Source organism: Campylobacter sp. IFREMER_LSEM_CL2127, from assembly GCF_025771745.1.
Taxonomy (GTDB): Bacteria; Campylobacterota; Campylobacteria; order Campylobacterales; family Campylobacteraceae; genus Campylobacter_D.
Genome location: NZ_JAKMQV010000008.1, coordinates 1 through 14,847, shown reverse-complemented (window position 1 = coordinate 14,847; position 14,847 = coordinate 1). Strand labels below are relative to the sequence as shown.

The 14,847-nt window shown below is 30.2% G+C and carries 16 protein-coding genes; 12 read left to right on the top strand and 4 right to left on the bottom strand.

Annotated elements, in window-relative coordinates; all coding sequences use genetic code 11:
- Position 1 precedes the first annotated feature (1 nt).
- Positions 2 to 1,828, top strand: a complete 1,827-nt coding sequence (gene mrdA / locus L8V77_RS06020) for a penicillin-binding protein 2 (protein WP_263707150.1) — start codon at positions 2 to 4, stop codon at positions 1,826 to 1,828.
- Here mrdA and queA read toward each other — a convergent pair.
- From queA to tatB, 3 genes are read right to left on the bottom strand one after another with little or no spacing between them, the layout of a single operon-like run.
- Positions 1,821 to 2,849, bottom strand: a complete 1,029-nt coding sequence (queA, locus tag L8V77_RS06015) for a tRNA preQ1(34) S-adenosylmethionine ribosyltransferase-isomerase QueA (protein WP_263707149.1) — start codon at positions 2,847 to 2,849, stop codon at positions 1,821 to 1,823. The genes mrdA and queA overlap by 8 nt on opposite strands.
- Positions 2,836 to 3,576 carry a twin-arginine translocase subunit TatC gene (tatC, locus tag L8V77_RS06010; RefSeq protein WP_263707147.1) on the bottom strand — a complete coding sequence of 247 codons (741 nt, stop codon included), beginning with the start codon at positions 3,574 to 3,576 and terminating at the stop codon, positions 2,836 to 2,838. The genes queA and tatC overlap by 14 nt, the downstream gene beginning before the upstream one ends.
- 2 nt (positions 3,577 to 3,578) lie before the next feature.
- Positions 3,579 to 3,971 carry a Sec-independent protein translocase protein TatB gene (tatB, locus tag L8V77_RS06005; protein ID WP_039618091.1) on the bottom strand — a complete coding sequence of 131 codons (393 nt, stop codon included), beginning with the start codon at positions 3,969 to 3,971 and terminating at the stop codon, positions 3,579 to 3,581.
- A 150-nt stretch (positions 3,972 to 4,121) separates the two neighbouring features.
- On the opposite strand from tatB, the gene L8V77_RS06000 reads away from it, so the two are divergent.
- Together L8V77_RS06000 and L8V77_RS05995 are read left to right on the top strand one after the other, a co-directional pair.
- A complete protein-coding gene (locus L8V77_RS06000) occupies positions 4,122 to 5,096 on the top strand; it encodes a permease (RefSeq protein WP_263664130.1) in 975 nt (324 codons plus the stop codon).
- Positions 5,097 to 5,104: 8 nt separating this feature from the next.
- Positions 5,105 to 5,422, top strand: a complete 318-nt coding sequence (locus L8V77_RS05995) for an ArsR/SmtB family transcription factor (RefSeq protein ID WP_263664131.1) — start codon at positions 5,105 to 5,107, stop codon at positions 5,420 to 5,422.
- On the opposite strand, the gene hemW is transcribed toward L8V77_RS05995, so the two are convergent.
- Entirely contained in the window at positions 5,419 to 6,468 is a 1,050-nt protein-coding gene (gene hemW / locus L8V77_RS05990; protein WP_263707146.1) for a radical SAM family heme chaperone HemW, read from the bottom strand. The two genes, L8V77_RS05995 and hemW, sit on opposite strands and share 4 nt — an antisense overlap.
- 80 nt (positions 6,469 to 6,548) lie before the next feature.
- On the opposite strand from hemW, the gene L8V77_RS05985 reads away from it, so the two are divergent.
- The 9 genes from L8V77_RS05985 to cmoA are packed head-to-tail and all read left to right on the top strand — an operon-like array spanning position 6,549 to position 14,721.
- Positions 6,549 to 7,019: an RNA pyrophosphohydrolase gene (locus L8V77_RS05985; protein ID WP_263707144.1), complete on the top strand. Its 471-nt coding sequence runs from the start codon at positions 6,549 to 6,551 to the stop codon at positions 7,017 to 7,019.
- The gene (locus L8V77_RS05980) at positions 7,019 to 8,221 is read left to right on the top strand and encodes an aspartate kinase (protein ID WP_263664134.1); all 1,203 of its coding nucleotides are present in this window, start codon (positions 7,019 to 7,021) and stop codon (positions 8,219 to 8,221) included. The genes L8V77_RS05985 and L8V77_RS05980 overlap by 1 nt, the downstream gene beginning before the upstream one ends.
- Entirely contained in the window at positions 8,222 to 8,758 is a 537-nt protein-coding gene (locus L8V77_RS05975; RefSeq protein ID WP_263664135.1) for a HobA family DNA replication regulator, read from the top strand.
- Between the two features lie 41 nt (positions 8,759 to 8,799).
- Positions 8,800 to 9,411, top strand: coding sequence for a DNA polymerase III subunit delta' (locus tag L8V77_RS05970; protein WP_263707193.1), 612 nt, complete (start codon positions 8,800 to 8,802; stop codon positions 9,409 to 9,411).
- Entirely contained in the window at positions 9,398 to 10,540 is a 1,143-nt protein-coding gene (folP, locus tag L8V77_RS05965; RefSeq protein WP_263707143.1) for a dihydropteroate synthase, read from the top strand. The genes L8V77_RS05970 and folP overlap by 14 nt, the downstream gene beginning before the upstream one ends.
- Before the next feature lie 2 nt (positions 10,541 to 10,542).
- Positions 10,543 to 12,498 (top strand): NAD-dependent DNA ligase LigA, encoded by a 1,956-nt coding sequence (gene ligA, locus L8V77_RS05960; RefSeq protein WP_263707192.1) that lies wholly within the window; start codon positions 10,543 to 10,545, stop codon positions 12,496 to 12,498.
- Entirely contained in the window at positions 12,488 to 13,210 is a 723-nt protein-coding gene (locus L8V77_RS05955; RefSeq protein WP_263707191.1) for a TlyA family RNA methyltransferase, read from the top strand. The genes ligA and L8V77_RS05955 overlap by 11 nt, the downstream gene beginning before the upstream one ends.
- Positions 13,176 to 14,027, top strand: a complete 852-nt coding sequence (locus tag L8V77_RS05950) for a bifunctional riboflavin kinase/FAD synthetase (RefSeq protein WP_263707142.1) — start codon at positions 13,176 to 13,178, stop codon at positions 14,025 to 14,027. The genes L8V77_RS05955 and L8V77_RS05950 overlap by 35 nt, the downstream gene beginning before the upstream one ends.
- Positions 14,017 to 14,721, top strand: coding sequence for a carboxy-S-adenosyl-L-methionine synthase CmoA (cmoA, locus tag L8V77_RS05945; RefSeq protein WP_263707140.1), 705 nt, complete (start codon positions 14,017 to 14,019; stop codon positions 14,719 to 14,721). The genes L8V77_RS05950 and cmoA overlap by 11 nt, the downstream gene beginning before the upstream one ends.
- The last annotated feature ends 126 nt before the right edge of the window (positions 14,722 to 14,847 follow it).

The window sequence follows — 14,847 nt, the reverse complement described above, 5'->3', positions numbered from 1 at the left end:
TATGCGTATGCGTTTGGTGATGGGATTTATAGCTTGTTTTTTCTTGCTTTTGCTTGCTAGGGTGTATTATATAAGTATTAAATCTAATGTTTATTATGAAGAAATAGCTAAACAAAATGCCATTAAAACGCAATTTTTAGCACCTGTTAGAGGGCAAATTTTAGATATAAAGGGTAGACCCTTAGCGGTAAATAAATTAGGTTTTTCGATCTCTATAAAGCCATATTTGCATATAAAAAAGAAAAACAGAGCTCTTTTAGAGCAAGAATTACAAGCTATAGTAGGAGCCTTTCCGGATTTAAATGCTACTAAGCTCAAAAGAACTTATATAAAAGCAGATTCTTATTATAACCAAGATTATATAGAAGTGGTTCCATTTGTAGAATATGATGCGATGATTAAGCATTTTACTAAGCTTAATTTGCGCGAAAACATGCAAGTTAAATCTACTACTCAAAGATTTTATCCTTATGATGCTTTAGCTAGCCATGTTATAGGTTATGTTGGAAAAGCAAATTTAAATGATATGAATGAAAATGAAATTGCAAGATTGACTAGCTATGTAGGGCGTAGTGGCATAGAGCGTTCTTATAATGATATTTTACAAGGTCAAAAGGGTGAAAAGGTTAGCAAGGTAAATGCATTAAATAAAGAAATAGAAGAACTTTCTTATAAAAAACCTACTTCAAGCAATATCACTTTAAGCATAGATCTTGACTTGCAAGAATACTTAGCCAGTATTTTTGAAAATTTAGCAGGTGCAGCTATAGTAATGGATGTAAAAAGCGGAGCTATTTTGGCAGCGGGTAGTTTTCCTGAGTATAATCTTAATCCATTTGTTACGGGTATTAGCCAAGAAGAATGGGATAAACTTTCTAATGATTTAAACCATCCTTTTACTAATAAACTTATTAACGGTCTTTATCCTCCAGGTTCAGTTATAAAAATGGGTACAGCTTTGGCCTTTTTAGATAGTGGAAAAGTAAGTGAAAATCATAAATATTTGTGTGATTCTAACTTTGAGCTTGGTGGTAGAAAATTTAGATGTTGGAAGGCTATAGGTCATGGTTATGTAGATATGACAGATGCTATTAGGGAAAGTTGTGATGTGTATTTTTATAAAGGTGCTTTAGAAGTTGGTATTGACATTATTAGTTCTGTTTTTGAAAGAATAGGTTTTGGTGCAAAAACAGGAGTGGATTTACCTAATGAATTTATAGGAACAGTACCTAATAGAATATGGAAAAAAGAAAAATACAACCAACCATGGTATCAAGGTGAAACTTTAAATACAAGCATAGGACAAGGTGATTTTCTTGCTACTCCTATGCAAGTGGCTAAATTTACAGCTATGATTGCTACGGCTAAAAATATCACACCGCATTTTTTACATAGCGTTGATGATAATATTACTAAGATAAATTTTGATAATAATGAAAGTGTTTTTACGACTTTTGAACTATCAAAACTTCCACTTTTAAGGCGTGCTATGTATGAAGTTGCTAATGAAGACGGTGGAACTACGGCAAGATTTTTAAGAAATTCACCTATTACCATAGCAGCCAAAACAGGAACAGCTCAAGTAGTTGGAATTTCTCAAAGTGAAAAAAAGCGTATTAAAGAAGAGGATTTGGAGTATTTTTTAAGATCTCATGCTTGGATTACTTCTTATGCGCCTTATGAAAAACCACAATATGTAGTAGTGGTTTTAATAGAACATGGAAAAAGCGGTAGTAGTACAGGAGGGCCTATACTGGCTAAAATTTATCAAAAACTTATAGATTTAGACTATATTGATAAAAAATATATCAAGAAAAAGACTAAATAATTAGCATTCCATCACCATATGAGTAAAAACGATAGTTATTTTTTATAGCTTCATGGTAAAGCTCTAAGGTTTTTTCTCTACCTATAAATGCTGCTACAAGCATAATTAAAGTTGATTTTGGTAAGTGAAAATTAGTAAGTAAATAATCAAGTCTTTGCGGGGTATTTTGTGGGTGTAAAAACAAATCACAAAAATCTTCTTTTAATTTTTTTCTATGATAGTACTCTACACAACGAGTAACAGTAGTACCAACGCCTAGTATTTTCTTAGAAGAATCAATCAAAGCACAAGTTTCATCATCAATATGAAAAAATTCTGAATGCATTTTATGATCACGTATATCTTCACATTCTACACCTTTAAAAGTTCCTGCACCAACGTGTAGTGTGATAGTATGGATATTATGATTTTTTTTAAGTTCATCAATCATTGCTTTATCAAAATGTAAGCTTGCAGTAGGTGCGGCAACTGCGCCTTGATTTTTAGCAAAAATGCTTTGATAGTTAATGCTATCTTGTGCTTCATCTGCTCTTTTAATATAAGGTGGCAAAGGCACATGGCCTATTTTTTCTAAAATTTCAAAAACTTCATGATGATTAAGTTCTTTTTCATCATTAAAAAACTCTACTTCTCTTGTACCATCATCATGTAATTTTTTGATTTTAGCTTTTAAAGAATTTTCAAAATATAAATTTTGCCCTTCTTTAACCTTACCCCGAATTTGCACTAAAAAATCATTATTTTTTAAAGGATGGTTAATGAAAAGTTCTATTTTGCTACCACTTTCTTTGTTTCCATAAATTCTTGCTTTGATGACTTTGGTATCATTAAAGATGATTTCACAAGGTGGTAAAATTTTAGCTAAGTCCTTAAAATGCAAATGTGAAATTTGATCTTTACATCTTTCATATACTAAAAGCTTGGCATTTTCTTTGGGCAAAATAGGAAAATTTGCTATAAGTTCATTTGGTAAGTTATAATCATAACTAGAAAGCAAAAGATCTTTATCAATCATTTTCATCATCTTCTTTTTGACTAGGATTAACTTTTTTAGCTATATAAATAGAAATCCCATAAAGTCCGCATAAAGGCACAGCCATTAAAAATTGCGATATAACATCAGGTGGTGTCATCATAGCTGAGAAAACAAAAATCACTAAAACAGAAACTCTAAAATGTTTTTTCAAAAAAGTATCATCAACAAGTCCAAGTTTAGCAAAGAAAAAGGTTATTACAGGCATTTCAAAAGCTAAACCAAAAGCAATTATTAATTTAGTAAAAAAGCCTACATATAAACCTATGCTAATTAAAGGCTTAAAATCTTGGGTTTGCACCCCAAAATCAATCAAAAATTTAAAAGCTAAAGGTATAACTATATAATAACAAAACAAAGCACCAAGTGCAAACATAATACTAGCAAAGCTTACAAAAGGCACTACTAATCTTTTTTCATTATCATAAAGTCCGGGTGCTACAAATTTCCAAAACTGCCAAAAAATAACCGGCAAAGAAATCAAAAAAGCTGTAAAAAACGAAACCTTCATCGCAGTAAATAAAGGCTCTTGTAACTCAACGAAGGTCATTTGTCTTGAAATTTCAGGTAAGGCTGCTTCAACAGGCGCTTTTAGTATATCTATGATATAGTTATTAAAACTAAAACATACAAAAAACATCACAACAACACAAGCAACACTTATAAATAATCTTTTTCTAAGTTCTACTAAATGCGGTTTTAATTCTTCAAACATTCTTAGCTTTCCATTTTCTGAGTATTTTTTTCATCTTTTTGAATTTTTTCTTCAAGATTAGAAAGTTCTTGTATATCCTTTTCTAAATCATTAATTTCACTTTTTAATTCTTTGGTGTTGTTTAAAATATCTTCTTTGAGCTGATCAAATTCTTCAAAACTTAGTTTTTTTCTGATATTTTCATTAGTTTGTGAGAATTCATCTTTGTATTTTTGTGCTTCATCTTTTAATTCTGCTATTTTTAGTTCTTTATTAATACTTGCTTTTGCTTCATCGATATTGCTTTTAATGGCTTTTAAAATTTTTGCAATTTCAACTATAGTTGAAGGTAATTTTTCAGGCCCAAGCACTAAAATAGCTACAACTAAAATAACTAAAATTTCACCAAAACTCATTATTTTATCTTCTTTCACTTGAATATATGGTTTACATTTTACATAAAAATACTTAAAAATATTATTACTTTTATTATATTAATATATAAAGATATCTTGATATATTAATATATTTTTGTTATATTGAATTAAAAATAAAAAAGGAAAAGCATGGAGAAATTAGTTTTTATTTTAAAAGATTTTCTTATTTTATTTATAGAAATATCTGTTTTGTTTATTTTAGTTAGTATGCTTATTGCTTATTTAAATGAGCGTTATGCTAAATTTTTTAATGAGCATTTAAAGAAAGATTCTTTTACAAGCTATATAAAAGCCATACTTTTAGGCTGTTTAACCCCATTTTGCTCATGTTCGAGCATACCGCTTTTAAACGCATTTTTAAAAGCTAAAGTTCCACTTGGAGTATGCATAGCTTATTTAATCACCTCGCCTTTAATTAATCCTATTATAGTAGTGATGTTTATGGTGAGTTTTGGCTTAAAAATATCTTTATTTTATGTGGGATTTTTATTTTGTGTGATTTTATTTATTGCTTTTTGTGTTTCTAAAATAAACACTCAAGGATTTTTTAATGAAGACTTTTTAAAAAATGATTTAGAGCAAAAGTCATGTTGTTCTAACAATACTTTTCAAAGCTCATGTTGTCAAAAACCTAGCTTGGTTTTTGCTAAAAATTCTAAAACAAGTAAAATTTTAAATTTTAAAAACAAAGCTAAAGAAAGTAAAATCAAAATATTATTTTCACAAAGTTTTAAAGAGTATAAAAAAATTTTACCTTATATTGTTATAGGTATGGCTATAGGGGCTGTTATACATGGTGCTTTTCCACAAGATTTTTTCCAAAATTATATGAAAGATTATGGAGTTTTGGGCGTATTTATAGCAGCTTTTATAGGAGTTTTACTTTATATGAATTGTACAGCTATGATACCTGTAGCACTAGCTTTAACTACCAGTGGAATTCCACTTGGTATAATGATGAGTTTTTTAATAGCAGGAGCAGGGTGTTCTTTGCCTGAGCTTATTTTGCTTAAAAGAATTTTCAAAACAAGCTTTTTGATTTTATTTGCAAGTATGATTGTTGCTATTGCAATTAGTTTTGGTCTTTTAATGTTTTTTATATAAGGATTTTTATGCAAGAGTTTTTAAAAATAACAAGTGCGGTTAATGATGAAAGCAGGATTTTGATCCTAGCTTTCTTACAAAAATACGGAAAGCTTTGTGTGTGTGATTTGCAAAGCTCTTTAAATATGAGTCAATCAAGGCTTTCAAGACATTTAAAAATTTTAAAAGAAGCTAATTTTTTAGAAGTAGATAGACAAGGTGTTTGGGCGTATTATGGAGTAAAAGAAAATTTAAATAATTTTTGTAATGATATATTAAAAAACATCAATGAACTTTCCATAAAGCTTCCTGAGCTTAAAAGGTTTTCTTGTGAATGTAAAGCTTAAGTGCTAATATACAAAGCTAACTCATCGCTTAAAAGGTAGTTGGTATTATAAAAAATTCCATTTTTATAAACTAGCTTTCCTTTTTTACTAAGAAACATTGCTTTTTCTTTTTCTAAAGGTTCTAGCTTTGTTTCATCCACTCCTATAATACTTCTAAGTCCTAAGAAAATATGCTCTAAGCGTAAATCTTTTGAATTTAAATTTTCAATCTCTCTAAAACAAGGATTTGTTATATAATCTTTTAAACTTTTTTTAGTATAAAATCTTTGATTTTTTAAAAATCCCACCGCACTTAAACCACAACCTATATAGTCTTTTCCTTGCCAGTATGCAAGATTGTGTTTGCAAATTTGTCCAAAATTGCTGATTTCATATTGTTTATAGCCAAGATTTTCAATCGCTTTGATAAAATGCTTTGCAAGGCGCGGTGCATTTTTTTTAAAATGAAATTTTTTAGCAAATCTTGTCTTTTCTTCTATGGTTAGATTATAAGCACTCACATGGTTAATATCAAGCAAAGTAAGTTTGGAAATTTCATAATCAAGCATTTTTTTATCATCAAGTTTTGTATCGTAAATTAAGTCTAGATTGATATTATCAAATCCTGCTTTTTTTGCATTTTCTATACTAGTAAAAATACTTTTTTGATCATGAATACGCCCAAGAAATTGTAGTTTTTTTTCATGAAAACTTTGCGCTCCAAAAGAAATACGATTAAAACCTAAATTTTTTATCTCTTTAAGCCAAGAAAAATTACTCGAGTTGGGGTTTGCTTCTATACTAATTTCACTATCTTTTTGTAAATAACTTTGTATAAAAATAAATATTTTTTCATAAAAACTAGCATCCATCAAACTAGGCGTTCCACCACCTATAAAAACAGTCTTTATGGAATTTTTATCAAGCTTGAAAAAATTTAGTTGATATTTTATATCTTGCATTAAAGCATTTAAATAATCTTTTTCAAAGTCCTTTTTTTTAAGTGAAGTAAAAGAACAATAAAAACACTTGCTTTCACAAAATGGTATATGTATGTATAAATGCATAAAACTTCTTTAAAATGTGATTATAAATTCGTATTTTTTTGTTAGAATTATATTATTAAAAAGTCAAGGATAAGAAAATCATGGAAAAAGAAAAAAAATATAGGCCAAATGTAGCCGCTGTTGTACTATCATCAGCTTATCCTTTTGAATGTAAAATTTTACTTGCTAAACGCAATGATATGGAAGATATATGGCAATTTCCTCAAGGTGGTATAGATGAGGAAGAAGAAGTTAAAAGTGCGTTGTTTAGAGAATTAAAAGAAGAAATAGGCACAGATGAGGTTGAAATTTTAGCTGAATATCCTGAGTGGATTAATTATGATTTTCCAGCTAAGGTTGCGCAAAAAATGTATCCCTATGATGGTCAAAGCCAAAAATATTTTTTGGTTAGATTAAAAAATAAAGCTATTATTAATCTAAACACTAAAAATCCTGAATTTGATGCTTATAAATTTGCTTCATTAGAAGATGTTTATGATATGATTAACCATTTTAAAAAACCTATATATGTTAGGGTTTTAAAATATTTTAAAGAAAGGGGGTATATTTAATGCTGGTCGTACAAAAATATGGGGGAACGAGTGTAGGAACGCTTGAGCGTATTGATGAAGTTGCTAAAAGAGTGGCAAAAAGTAAAAAAACTTGTGATAAGTTAGTTGTAGTAGTTTCAGCGATGAGTGGGGTTACTAATGAGCTTATTGATTTTGCACATCATTTTAGTAAAAATCCTTCAGGTCGTGAGATGGATATGCTTTTAAGTAGTGGCGAACGCGTGACTTCATCTTTACTTGCTATTGCATTAAATGAAATGGGTTTAAAAGCTACTGCATTTTCCGGACGCAATGCAGGAATTATCACAGATGATGTTTATACTAAAGCAAGAATAGAACACATTGATACTACAAATATTAACAAAGCCTTAGATGAGGGATATATCGTAGTAGTTGCTGGCTTTCAAGGTATTGACAAAATGGGTAATGTTACTACTTTGGGTCGTGGTGGAAGTGACTTAAGTGCGGTAGCACTAGCGGGAGCTTTAAATGCTGATTTATGTGAAATTTATACTGATGTAGATGGGGTATATACTACCGATCCTAGAATTGAGCCAAAGGCTAAAAAGCTAGATAAAATTTCTTATGAAGAAATGCTAGAGCTTGCAAGTTTAGGAGCTAAGGTTTTGCAAAATCGCTCTGTAGAGCTTGCTAAAAAATTAAATGTAAAATTAGTTACTAGAAGTAGTTTTAATGAAAATGAAGGGACGATCATTACTAAGGAGGAAAATATGGAACAAGCTTTGGTTAGTGGTATAGCACTAGATAAAAACCAAGCAAGGGTTACTTTAAGAAATATCGATGATAAACCAGGCATTGCTGCTGAAATTTTTGGGACTTTAGCAAATGAAAATATCAATGTAGATATGATTATCCAAAATGTAGGTTTAGATGGAGCTACAAATTTAGGTTTTACTGTGCCTGAAAATGAGCTTGATTTAGCAACTAATGCTATGAAAAAAGTTTTAGGTGCTAATGCTAATATAGAAACAGATAGTGCTGTGGTAAAAGTTTCAGTTGTGGGTGTGGGTATGAAATCGCATTCTGGAGTAGCTTCGGCAGCTTTTAAAGCATTGGCAAATGAAAATATTAACATACAAATGATTTCTACAAGTGAAATTAAAATTTCAGTTATCGTGCATGAAAAATATGGCGAATTAGCTGTAAGAGTATTGCATGAAGTTTATAAACTAGATATATAAATGAGCAATAGTTTTTTAAAATTTACCCTAGAGCAAATCCGAGAAAATGGTACTTATACAAGTTGGTTAGAAGAAAGGCGTCTTGAGTGGTCGCCTTTGATCGCTTCTAAGTTAGCTTTGCTTTTGCAAGGTTATACTTTTATTGTGATTACTGATGATCAAAGAACGTGGTTTGAAGAGTATTTTTTAAGTCAAATTAACGCTAGTTCCACAAGACCTTTAGTGCCTTTTGTGTCTTTAAAAGGAATTTATAATAAAGCTTGTAATACCCAAGAAGATATAGATTTGCTAAATGATCTTTTAAGTATTTCTTTTCCTAATGGTTATGCCTTTTTTTATATAGGAACTAATACAGGTTTTAAATTTAAAATCGCTAATTCCAAAGCTGAAAGTATGCTTTGGCTTTTTGATGAGCAATTGCAAAATAGCTTTTACCTTTCCTCGCGTGATAAGGAATTAGACTATAAACTCATTTCTTTATATAAAGTATTTGAGCAAAGCTTAGAGGCTGTGCTTTTTTCTAAGGTAGAAATTTGAATCTAAGAAATAAAATCATTATCCATAATGATTTTGAGCTAATGCAAGAAAAGCTCACAGAAGAATATGGAGCAAAAAATCTTAAATTTTTCATACCCAAAAATCCTGACTTAGAATTAAGACTAAATGACTTAACTTATGACAAAAACGGCCAAGCAACCGCAAAAGCTATTATGAATGAAAGTTATATAGCTGAAGCACAAGCTAAAATCATTGTTATACTAGCTAAGTCTTTTCGTGAAGAAGCGCAAAATTTTTTGCTAAAACTTTTTGAAGAGCCACCAAAAAATGTATATTTTATCATCGTAGCTCCTTCAAAAAATGTTTTTTTACCTACTATACTTTCAAGATTTATCATAGAAAAACATAAAATTCAAAAAGAAAAAATATCTTTAAATTTAGATCTTAAAAAAATGGATCTAGCTCAAATTGCTTCATTATTAAAACAATATGAAAATATAGACAAGCATGAGTGTTTAGAGTTAATTAGCACTTTAAGCCATGAGTGCTTTAAACAAGATATAAAATTAAACGATGAAGAAATTGAATTTTTTTATAAAGCTTATGAATTAGCTAAATTAAATGCAAAGCCAACTATTTTACTAAGTACCATAGCTTTAATTTTATACGAGAGAAAAAATGAAAATCATTAAAATCAATCCTAATACAGACTTTGAACAAATTTCTAAATATATAAAGCCACATAAAGCAGGCGAGAAAATTATGAGTGAAAAAACTCAAATTCATTTTTTTCTTATTAAAGAGTTAAGAGCGCCTGCTGCAAATATACTCAAACAAGATGCACTAAGGGTTGGAGCTGAGCTTGTAACACATAAAGAAGTTATATTAGGCAAAGAACATACTAATGCCTTGCTTATGGTAACACAAGATCAAGCCAAAAAGCTTATAGAAAAAGAAAAATTACAAGATTTTAAGCTTAAAAATTTAGCATTATTTTTAAAGTCTAATTTTAACAAACCAAAATATGCAAAAATTATGGGTGTGATTAATGTTAATGAAGATAGTTTTAATGCTCAAAGTAGGGTTAAAGAAAATGAAGTTTTAGAAAAAATCGAACTCATGATTTCTCAAGGGGCTGATTATATAGATATAGGCGGGGTTTCTTCAAGACCTGGTAGTGTGTATTGTGGGAAAGAAGAAGAGTTTAAGCGTTTAAAAAATACCTTAGATTTAATCTATAAAGAAAAACTTTATGAAAAATGTATTTTTAGCTTAGATAGCTTTGATGAGTATTGTTTAGAATATGCTTTAAATAAAGGCTTTAAGCTTATTAATGATATTACCGGTTTTAAAAATGAAAATTTAGCTAAATTAGCTTTAAAATATAAAGCCACTTATACACTCATGCATATACAAAATACCCCACAAAATATGCAAGATAACCCGCATTATGAAGATGTATTAGCTGAGCTTGATGATTTTTTTGCGCAAAAGCTAGAGAGGCTAAGTGAGCTTGGTTTAGAAGATGTGATTTTAGATGTTGGTATTGGTTTTGGTAAAAGTCCTTGGCATAATATGATGTTAATCAAGCATTTAGAGCATTTTTTACGCTTTGAAAAAGAACTTTTAATCGGAGCTAGTAGGAAAAGTATGATAAATGCTTATTTTAGCTCAAGTGTTGAGCAAAGGCTAGCTGGCACGCTTTATTTGCATTTAGAAGCTTTTAAAAATGGTGCAAGCATTATAAGAGTGCATGATGTGTATGAACATAAGCAAATGTTTGAACTTGCAAAAGCTATGGATGAACTTTCTTTGGAGTAATGATGACTTATCAAGAGTATTTAGAAAAGGTAAAATTAGCAAAAGAATGGATGAGGGCTTATTATGAAGATGATGAGCCTTTAGCAAGCGATGAAGAATACGATAAACTTATAAGAGAGTTAAAAGCATTTGAAATGCTTCATCAAGAAAAGATTTCTAAAGACTCTCCTACGCAAAATATCGCCCCGATTATACAAAGTGAGTTTCATAAACTTGCACATAGTGCAAAAATGTGGTCTATGGAAGATGTTTTTGATGAAGCTGAACTTAGAGCTTGGGCAAAAAGAGCTAAATGTGAGTTTGATTTTTTCATAGAACCTAAATTTGATGGAGCAAGTTTAAATCTTACTTATGAAAATGGTATTTTAATCAGTGGTGCTACAAGAGGCGATGGGGAAGTAGGCGAGGATATTACTTTAAATGTTAAAGAGATATCAAATATACCTCAAAAAATTCCTTATAAAGACAAGATAGAAATTCGTGGCGAAGTAGTGATTTTAAAAGAAGATTTTGAAAAAATCAATGAAAAAAGAGCTAAAGATGGCTTAAGTTTATTTGCAAACCCACGTAATGCAGCAAGTGGTTCGCTAAGACAGCTTGATACAAGCATTACAAAAGAAAGAAATTTAAAATTTTATCCTTGGGGAGTGGGGGAGAATTCTTTAGATTTTAAGAAACACTTTGAAGTGATGGAGTTTGTAAGAAGTCTTGGCTTTTTAAAAGATGATTTTGTTTTTTGTGTGAAAACTTTAGATGAGGTTTTAGAAAAATACCATGAGCTTTTAGAAAAAAGAGATCAAAAACCTATGATGATGGATGGTATGGTTGTAAGGGTAGATGATTTAGCTCATTGTAAGCTTTTGGGTTATACAGTGAAATTTCCAAAATTTATGGCTGCGTTTAAATTTCCTGCTTTGGAAAAAACCACAACCTTGCTTGGGGTTAATTTACAAGTTGGAAGAAGTGGTGTGATTACCCCTGTGGCGGTTTTAGAGCCTGTAAATTTAGACGGGGTTATCGTAAAGTCTGCAACCTTGCATAATTTTGATGAGATAGCTAGACTTGGAGTGATGATAGGCGATAGTGTAAGTGTGATAAGAAGTGGCGATGTCATACCTAAAATCACTAAAGTTTTTACCCAAAGACGTGATGGTTTAGAAAGTAAAATCACTAAACCAACTCTTTGTCCTGAGTGTTTTAGTGAGCTTTTAGATGAGGGTGCTTTTTTAAAATGTCAAAACTTAGACTGCAAAGCAAGACTTGTAAATTCTATCATACATTTTGTATCTAAAAAGTGTTTAAATATAGACGGCCTTGGAGAAAATATCGTCGAGCTTTTATTTAAAGAAGGAAAAATCACTAATATAGAAAGCATATTTTTCTTAAAATATAGTGATTTTGAAGGCTTGGAAGGCTTTAAAGAGAAAAAAATCAATAACCTTTTAAGTGCTATTGAAAATGCAAAAAAATGCCCTTTATCAAGGTTTATCACTGCTTTGGGTATAGAGCATATCGGAGAAGTAGCAGCTAAAAAACTAGCTCAATCTTTTGGCTTTGAATGGTTTATGCAAAGCTATGAAGCTTATGCAAATTTAGAAGGCTTTGGCGAGCAAATGGCTAAAAGCTTAGAAGAATTTACTCATGTTAACGCAAACCGCATTAAGCATTTTTATGAAATTTTGCATTTAGAGGATGAGAAAAAAGAGCTTATTATAAATGATAATATTTCTAATAAAACCTTTGTTATCACAGGCACTTTAAGCAAATCACGCGATCATTTTAAAGAACTAATCGAAAGCTTTGGAGCAAAGGTAAGTTCAAGTGTGTCTAAGAAAACTGACTTTGTATTATATGGAAGTGAAGCAGGCTCAAAGCTTGAAAAGGCTCAAAGTTTAGGAGTTAAGTGCATCAATGAAGCTGAGTTTAACGCTCTTTTAGGCGGTGATGATGAGGTATGATGTCTTTGTAAGTGCAAAGTTAAACATTTCTCGCAATAAAGCTTGTGAGCTTATAGAAAACAAGCAAATTTTACTCAATGGCGAGTTTAAAAAAACCTCTTTTAAAATCACATCTCAAAGCCCCTTAGAAGATGAGAGTTTAAAACTAACGCTTTTAGAAGAGCTTTTTGTAAGCAGAGCTGCTTTTAAGCTCAAGCATTTTTTACAAGAGCATACATTTACTATCAAAGATAAAATTTGTTTAGATATAGGTTCATCGACTGGAGGTTTTGTACAAATTTTACACCAAAATAATGCTAAACACATCACAGCTTTAGATGTAGGTTCTAATCAACTTCATGAGAGCTTAAGAAATTTAGAAAATATCCAAATTTGTGAAAACACTGATTTGCGTGAGTTTAAAAGTGAAATTTTATATGATGTTATCACTTGTGATGTGAGTTTTATATCTTTAACACATTTGATTTTTCATATAGATAAACTTGCTAAAGATCTTATCATCTTGCTTTTTAAACCTCAATTTGAAGTAGGTAAAAATACTAAGCGTGATAAAAACGGAGTGGTAAAAGATGCCAAAGCTATTAAAACTGCTAAAGAAAGCTTTGAAAAAGCCTGTGCAAAGCTTGGTTGGATTTTACAAGTAAGTCAAGAGTCACACTTAAAGGGAAAAGAAGGCAATGCTGAGTTTTTCTACGCCTATAGAAAAAACTAAAATCACGAGCTTAGCCATAGGGCGTTTTGATGGTATGCATTTAGGACATTTTGAGCTTTTTAAGCATTTAGATGAAAATGGAGCTTTATTTATCATCACTAAAGAGGAAAAAGAAGCCTTAACACCTAAGGATTTTAGAGTAAATTTGGTTGATTTTCCTTTGATTTTTTGTGATTTTGAAAAAATCAAAGATTATAAAGGCGAGGATTTTTTAAAGCTTTTAAAGCAAGAATTTCCCAAACTAGAAAAAATCATTGTAGGTTATGATTTTAAATTTGGCAAAGAAAGAAAATGCAGTGCCAAAGACATACAAAGTCTTTGTGGTATAAACACCATCATCGTAGATGAGTTTAAAATTCAAAACAAAAGCGTTCATACAAGTATGATTAAAACCTTACTTAAAGAAGCTAAAGTTAAAGAAGCTAAAAATTTCCTAGGTAGGTTTTATACTATACGGGCAAATATCATCAAAGGGCAAGGCATAGGTGCCAAAGAGCTTTTTGCAACTTTAAATTTATACGCAAAAGACTTCTTTTTGCCTAAAGATGGTGTATATGCGACTTTGGTAAAGATTGAAAATAAAAGTTATCATAGTGTAAGTTTTATAGGTATAAGATCTACTGATGAAAATTTTGCTTTAGAAACGCATATTTTAGATGAAAATTTCACAAACACAAAAGCAATTTCAGTGGAGTTAAGCTTCATTGACTATATAAGAGCTAATGAGAAATTCAATGATTTAGCCTTATTAAAAACACAAATTAGTAAAGATATTAACAAAACAAAAGAAATTTTAGGAAAATTAAATGAAAGATGAAATTTTTAAAAAACCCTTAGAAAAACAATTTGAATTTGATAAAAGTGTAGCAAGTGTTTTCGATGATATGGTGTCAAGGTCTGTGCCTTTTTATATACAAAATTTAAAACTTATAGTCGAACTCATAGATCATTTCACGCCACAAAATGCAAGAATTTGTGATCTTGGTTGTTCTACGGCTAGTTTATTGCTTGCGCTTTATGAAAAAAGAAAAGATTTTCTTTTAAGCGGGGTTGATGAGGCTAATGCTATGCTAGAGATTGCTAAAAGTAAATGCCAAGCCTTTGGAGCTAGAGTGGAATTTCATCAAAAAAATTTAGATGATTTTGAGTTTTTTAAAAATGATGTTTTCATCGCCACCTACACTTTGCAGTTTATCCGCCCACCTAAAAGACAAGAATTGGTTGATAAAATCTATCAAAACCTAAATGAAAATGGTATGTTTGTGCTTAGCGAAAAAATTCTTTATGAAGATGTCAAAATAGCTAAAAAAATGATACAAATTTATGAGCAGTATAAACTAGAGCAAGGTTATAGTAAGCTAGAAATTTCAAGCAAACGAGAAGCTTTGGAAAATGTTCTCATACCTTATACTCAAAATGAAAACATAGCCATGCTTAAAAAAGCAGGATTTTATAAAGTAGAAAGTGTTTTTAAATGGGTAAATTTTGAAACTTTCATAGCCTTTAAGTGAGTATTATTAGCTATATATTCACTTTATTGCTATGTTTAAACTTTTTATAAACAACTTTAATATATAATTCCAAACTTCAAATCTTATTTTAATTTCCAAAAGGAGTTTTAATGTTAAATTTTATGG

Coding starts and splice junctions, on each gene's coding strand:
- mrdA (WP_263707150.1), top strand. CDS start 2: ATGCGTATGCGTTTGGTGATGGGATTTATAGCTTGTTTTTTCTTGCTT.
- queA (WP_263707149.1), bottom strand. CDS start 2,849: ATGAAAATGATTGATAAAGATCTTTTGCTTTCTAGTTATGATTATAAC.
- tatC (WP_263707147.1), bottom strand. CDS start 3,576: ATGTTTGAAGAATTAAAACCGCATTTAGTAGAACTTAGAAAAAGATTA.
- tatB (WP_039618091.1), bottom strand. CDS start 3,971: ATGAGTTTTGGTGAAATTTTAGTTATTTTAGTTGTAGCTATTTTAGTG.
- L8V77_RS06000 (WP_263664130.1), top strand. CDS start 4,122: ATGGAGAAATTAGTTTTTATTTTAAAAGATTTTCTTATTTTATTTATA.
- L8V77_RS05995 (WP_263664131.1), top strand. CDS start 5,105: ATGCAAGAGTTTTTAAAAATAACAAGTGCGGTTAATGATGAAAGCAGG.
- hemW (WP_263707146.1), bottom strand. CDS start 6,468: ATGCATTTATACATACATATACCATTTTGTGAAAGCAAGTGTTTTTAT.
- L8V77_RS05985 (WP_263707144.1), top strand. CDS start 6,549: ATGGAAAAAGAAAAAAAATATAGGCCAAATGTAGCCGCTGTTGTACTA.
- L8V77_RS05980 (WP_263664134.1), top strand. CDS start 7,019: ATGCTGGTCGTACAAAAATATGGGGGAACGAGTGTAGGAACGCTTGAG.
- L8V77_RS05975 (WP_263664135.1), top strand. CDS start 8,222: ATGAGCAATAGTTTTTTAAAATTTACCCTAGAGCAAATCCGAGAAAAT.
- L8V77_RS05970 (WP_263707193.1), top strand. CDS start 8,800: ATGCAAGAAAAGCTCACAGAAGAATATGGAGCAAAAAATCTTAAATTT.
- folP (WP_263707143.1), top strand. CDS start 9,398: ATGAAAATCATTAAAATCAATCCTAATACAGACTTTGAACAAATTTCT.
- ligA (WP_263707192.1), top strand. CDS start 10,543: ATGACTTATCAAGAGTATTTAGAAAAGGTAAAATTAGCAAAAGAATGG.
- L8V77_RS05955 (WP_263707191.1), top strand. CDS start 12,488: ATGAGGTATGATGTCTTTGTAAGTGCAAAGTTAAACATTTCTCGCAAT.
- L8V77_RS05950 (WP_263707142.1), top strand. CDS start 13,176: ATGCTGAGTTTTTCTACGCCTATAGAAAAAACTAAAATCACGAGCTTA.
- cmoA (WP_263707140.1), top strand. CDS start 14,017: ATGAAAGATGAAATTTTTAAAAAACCCTTAGAAAAACAATTTGAATTT.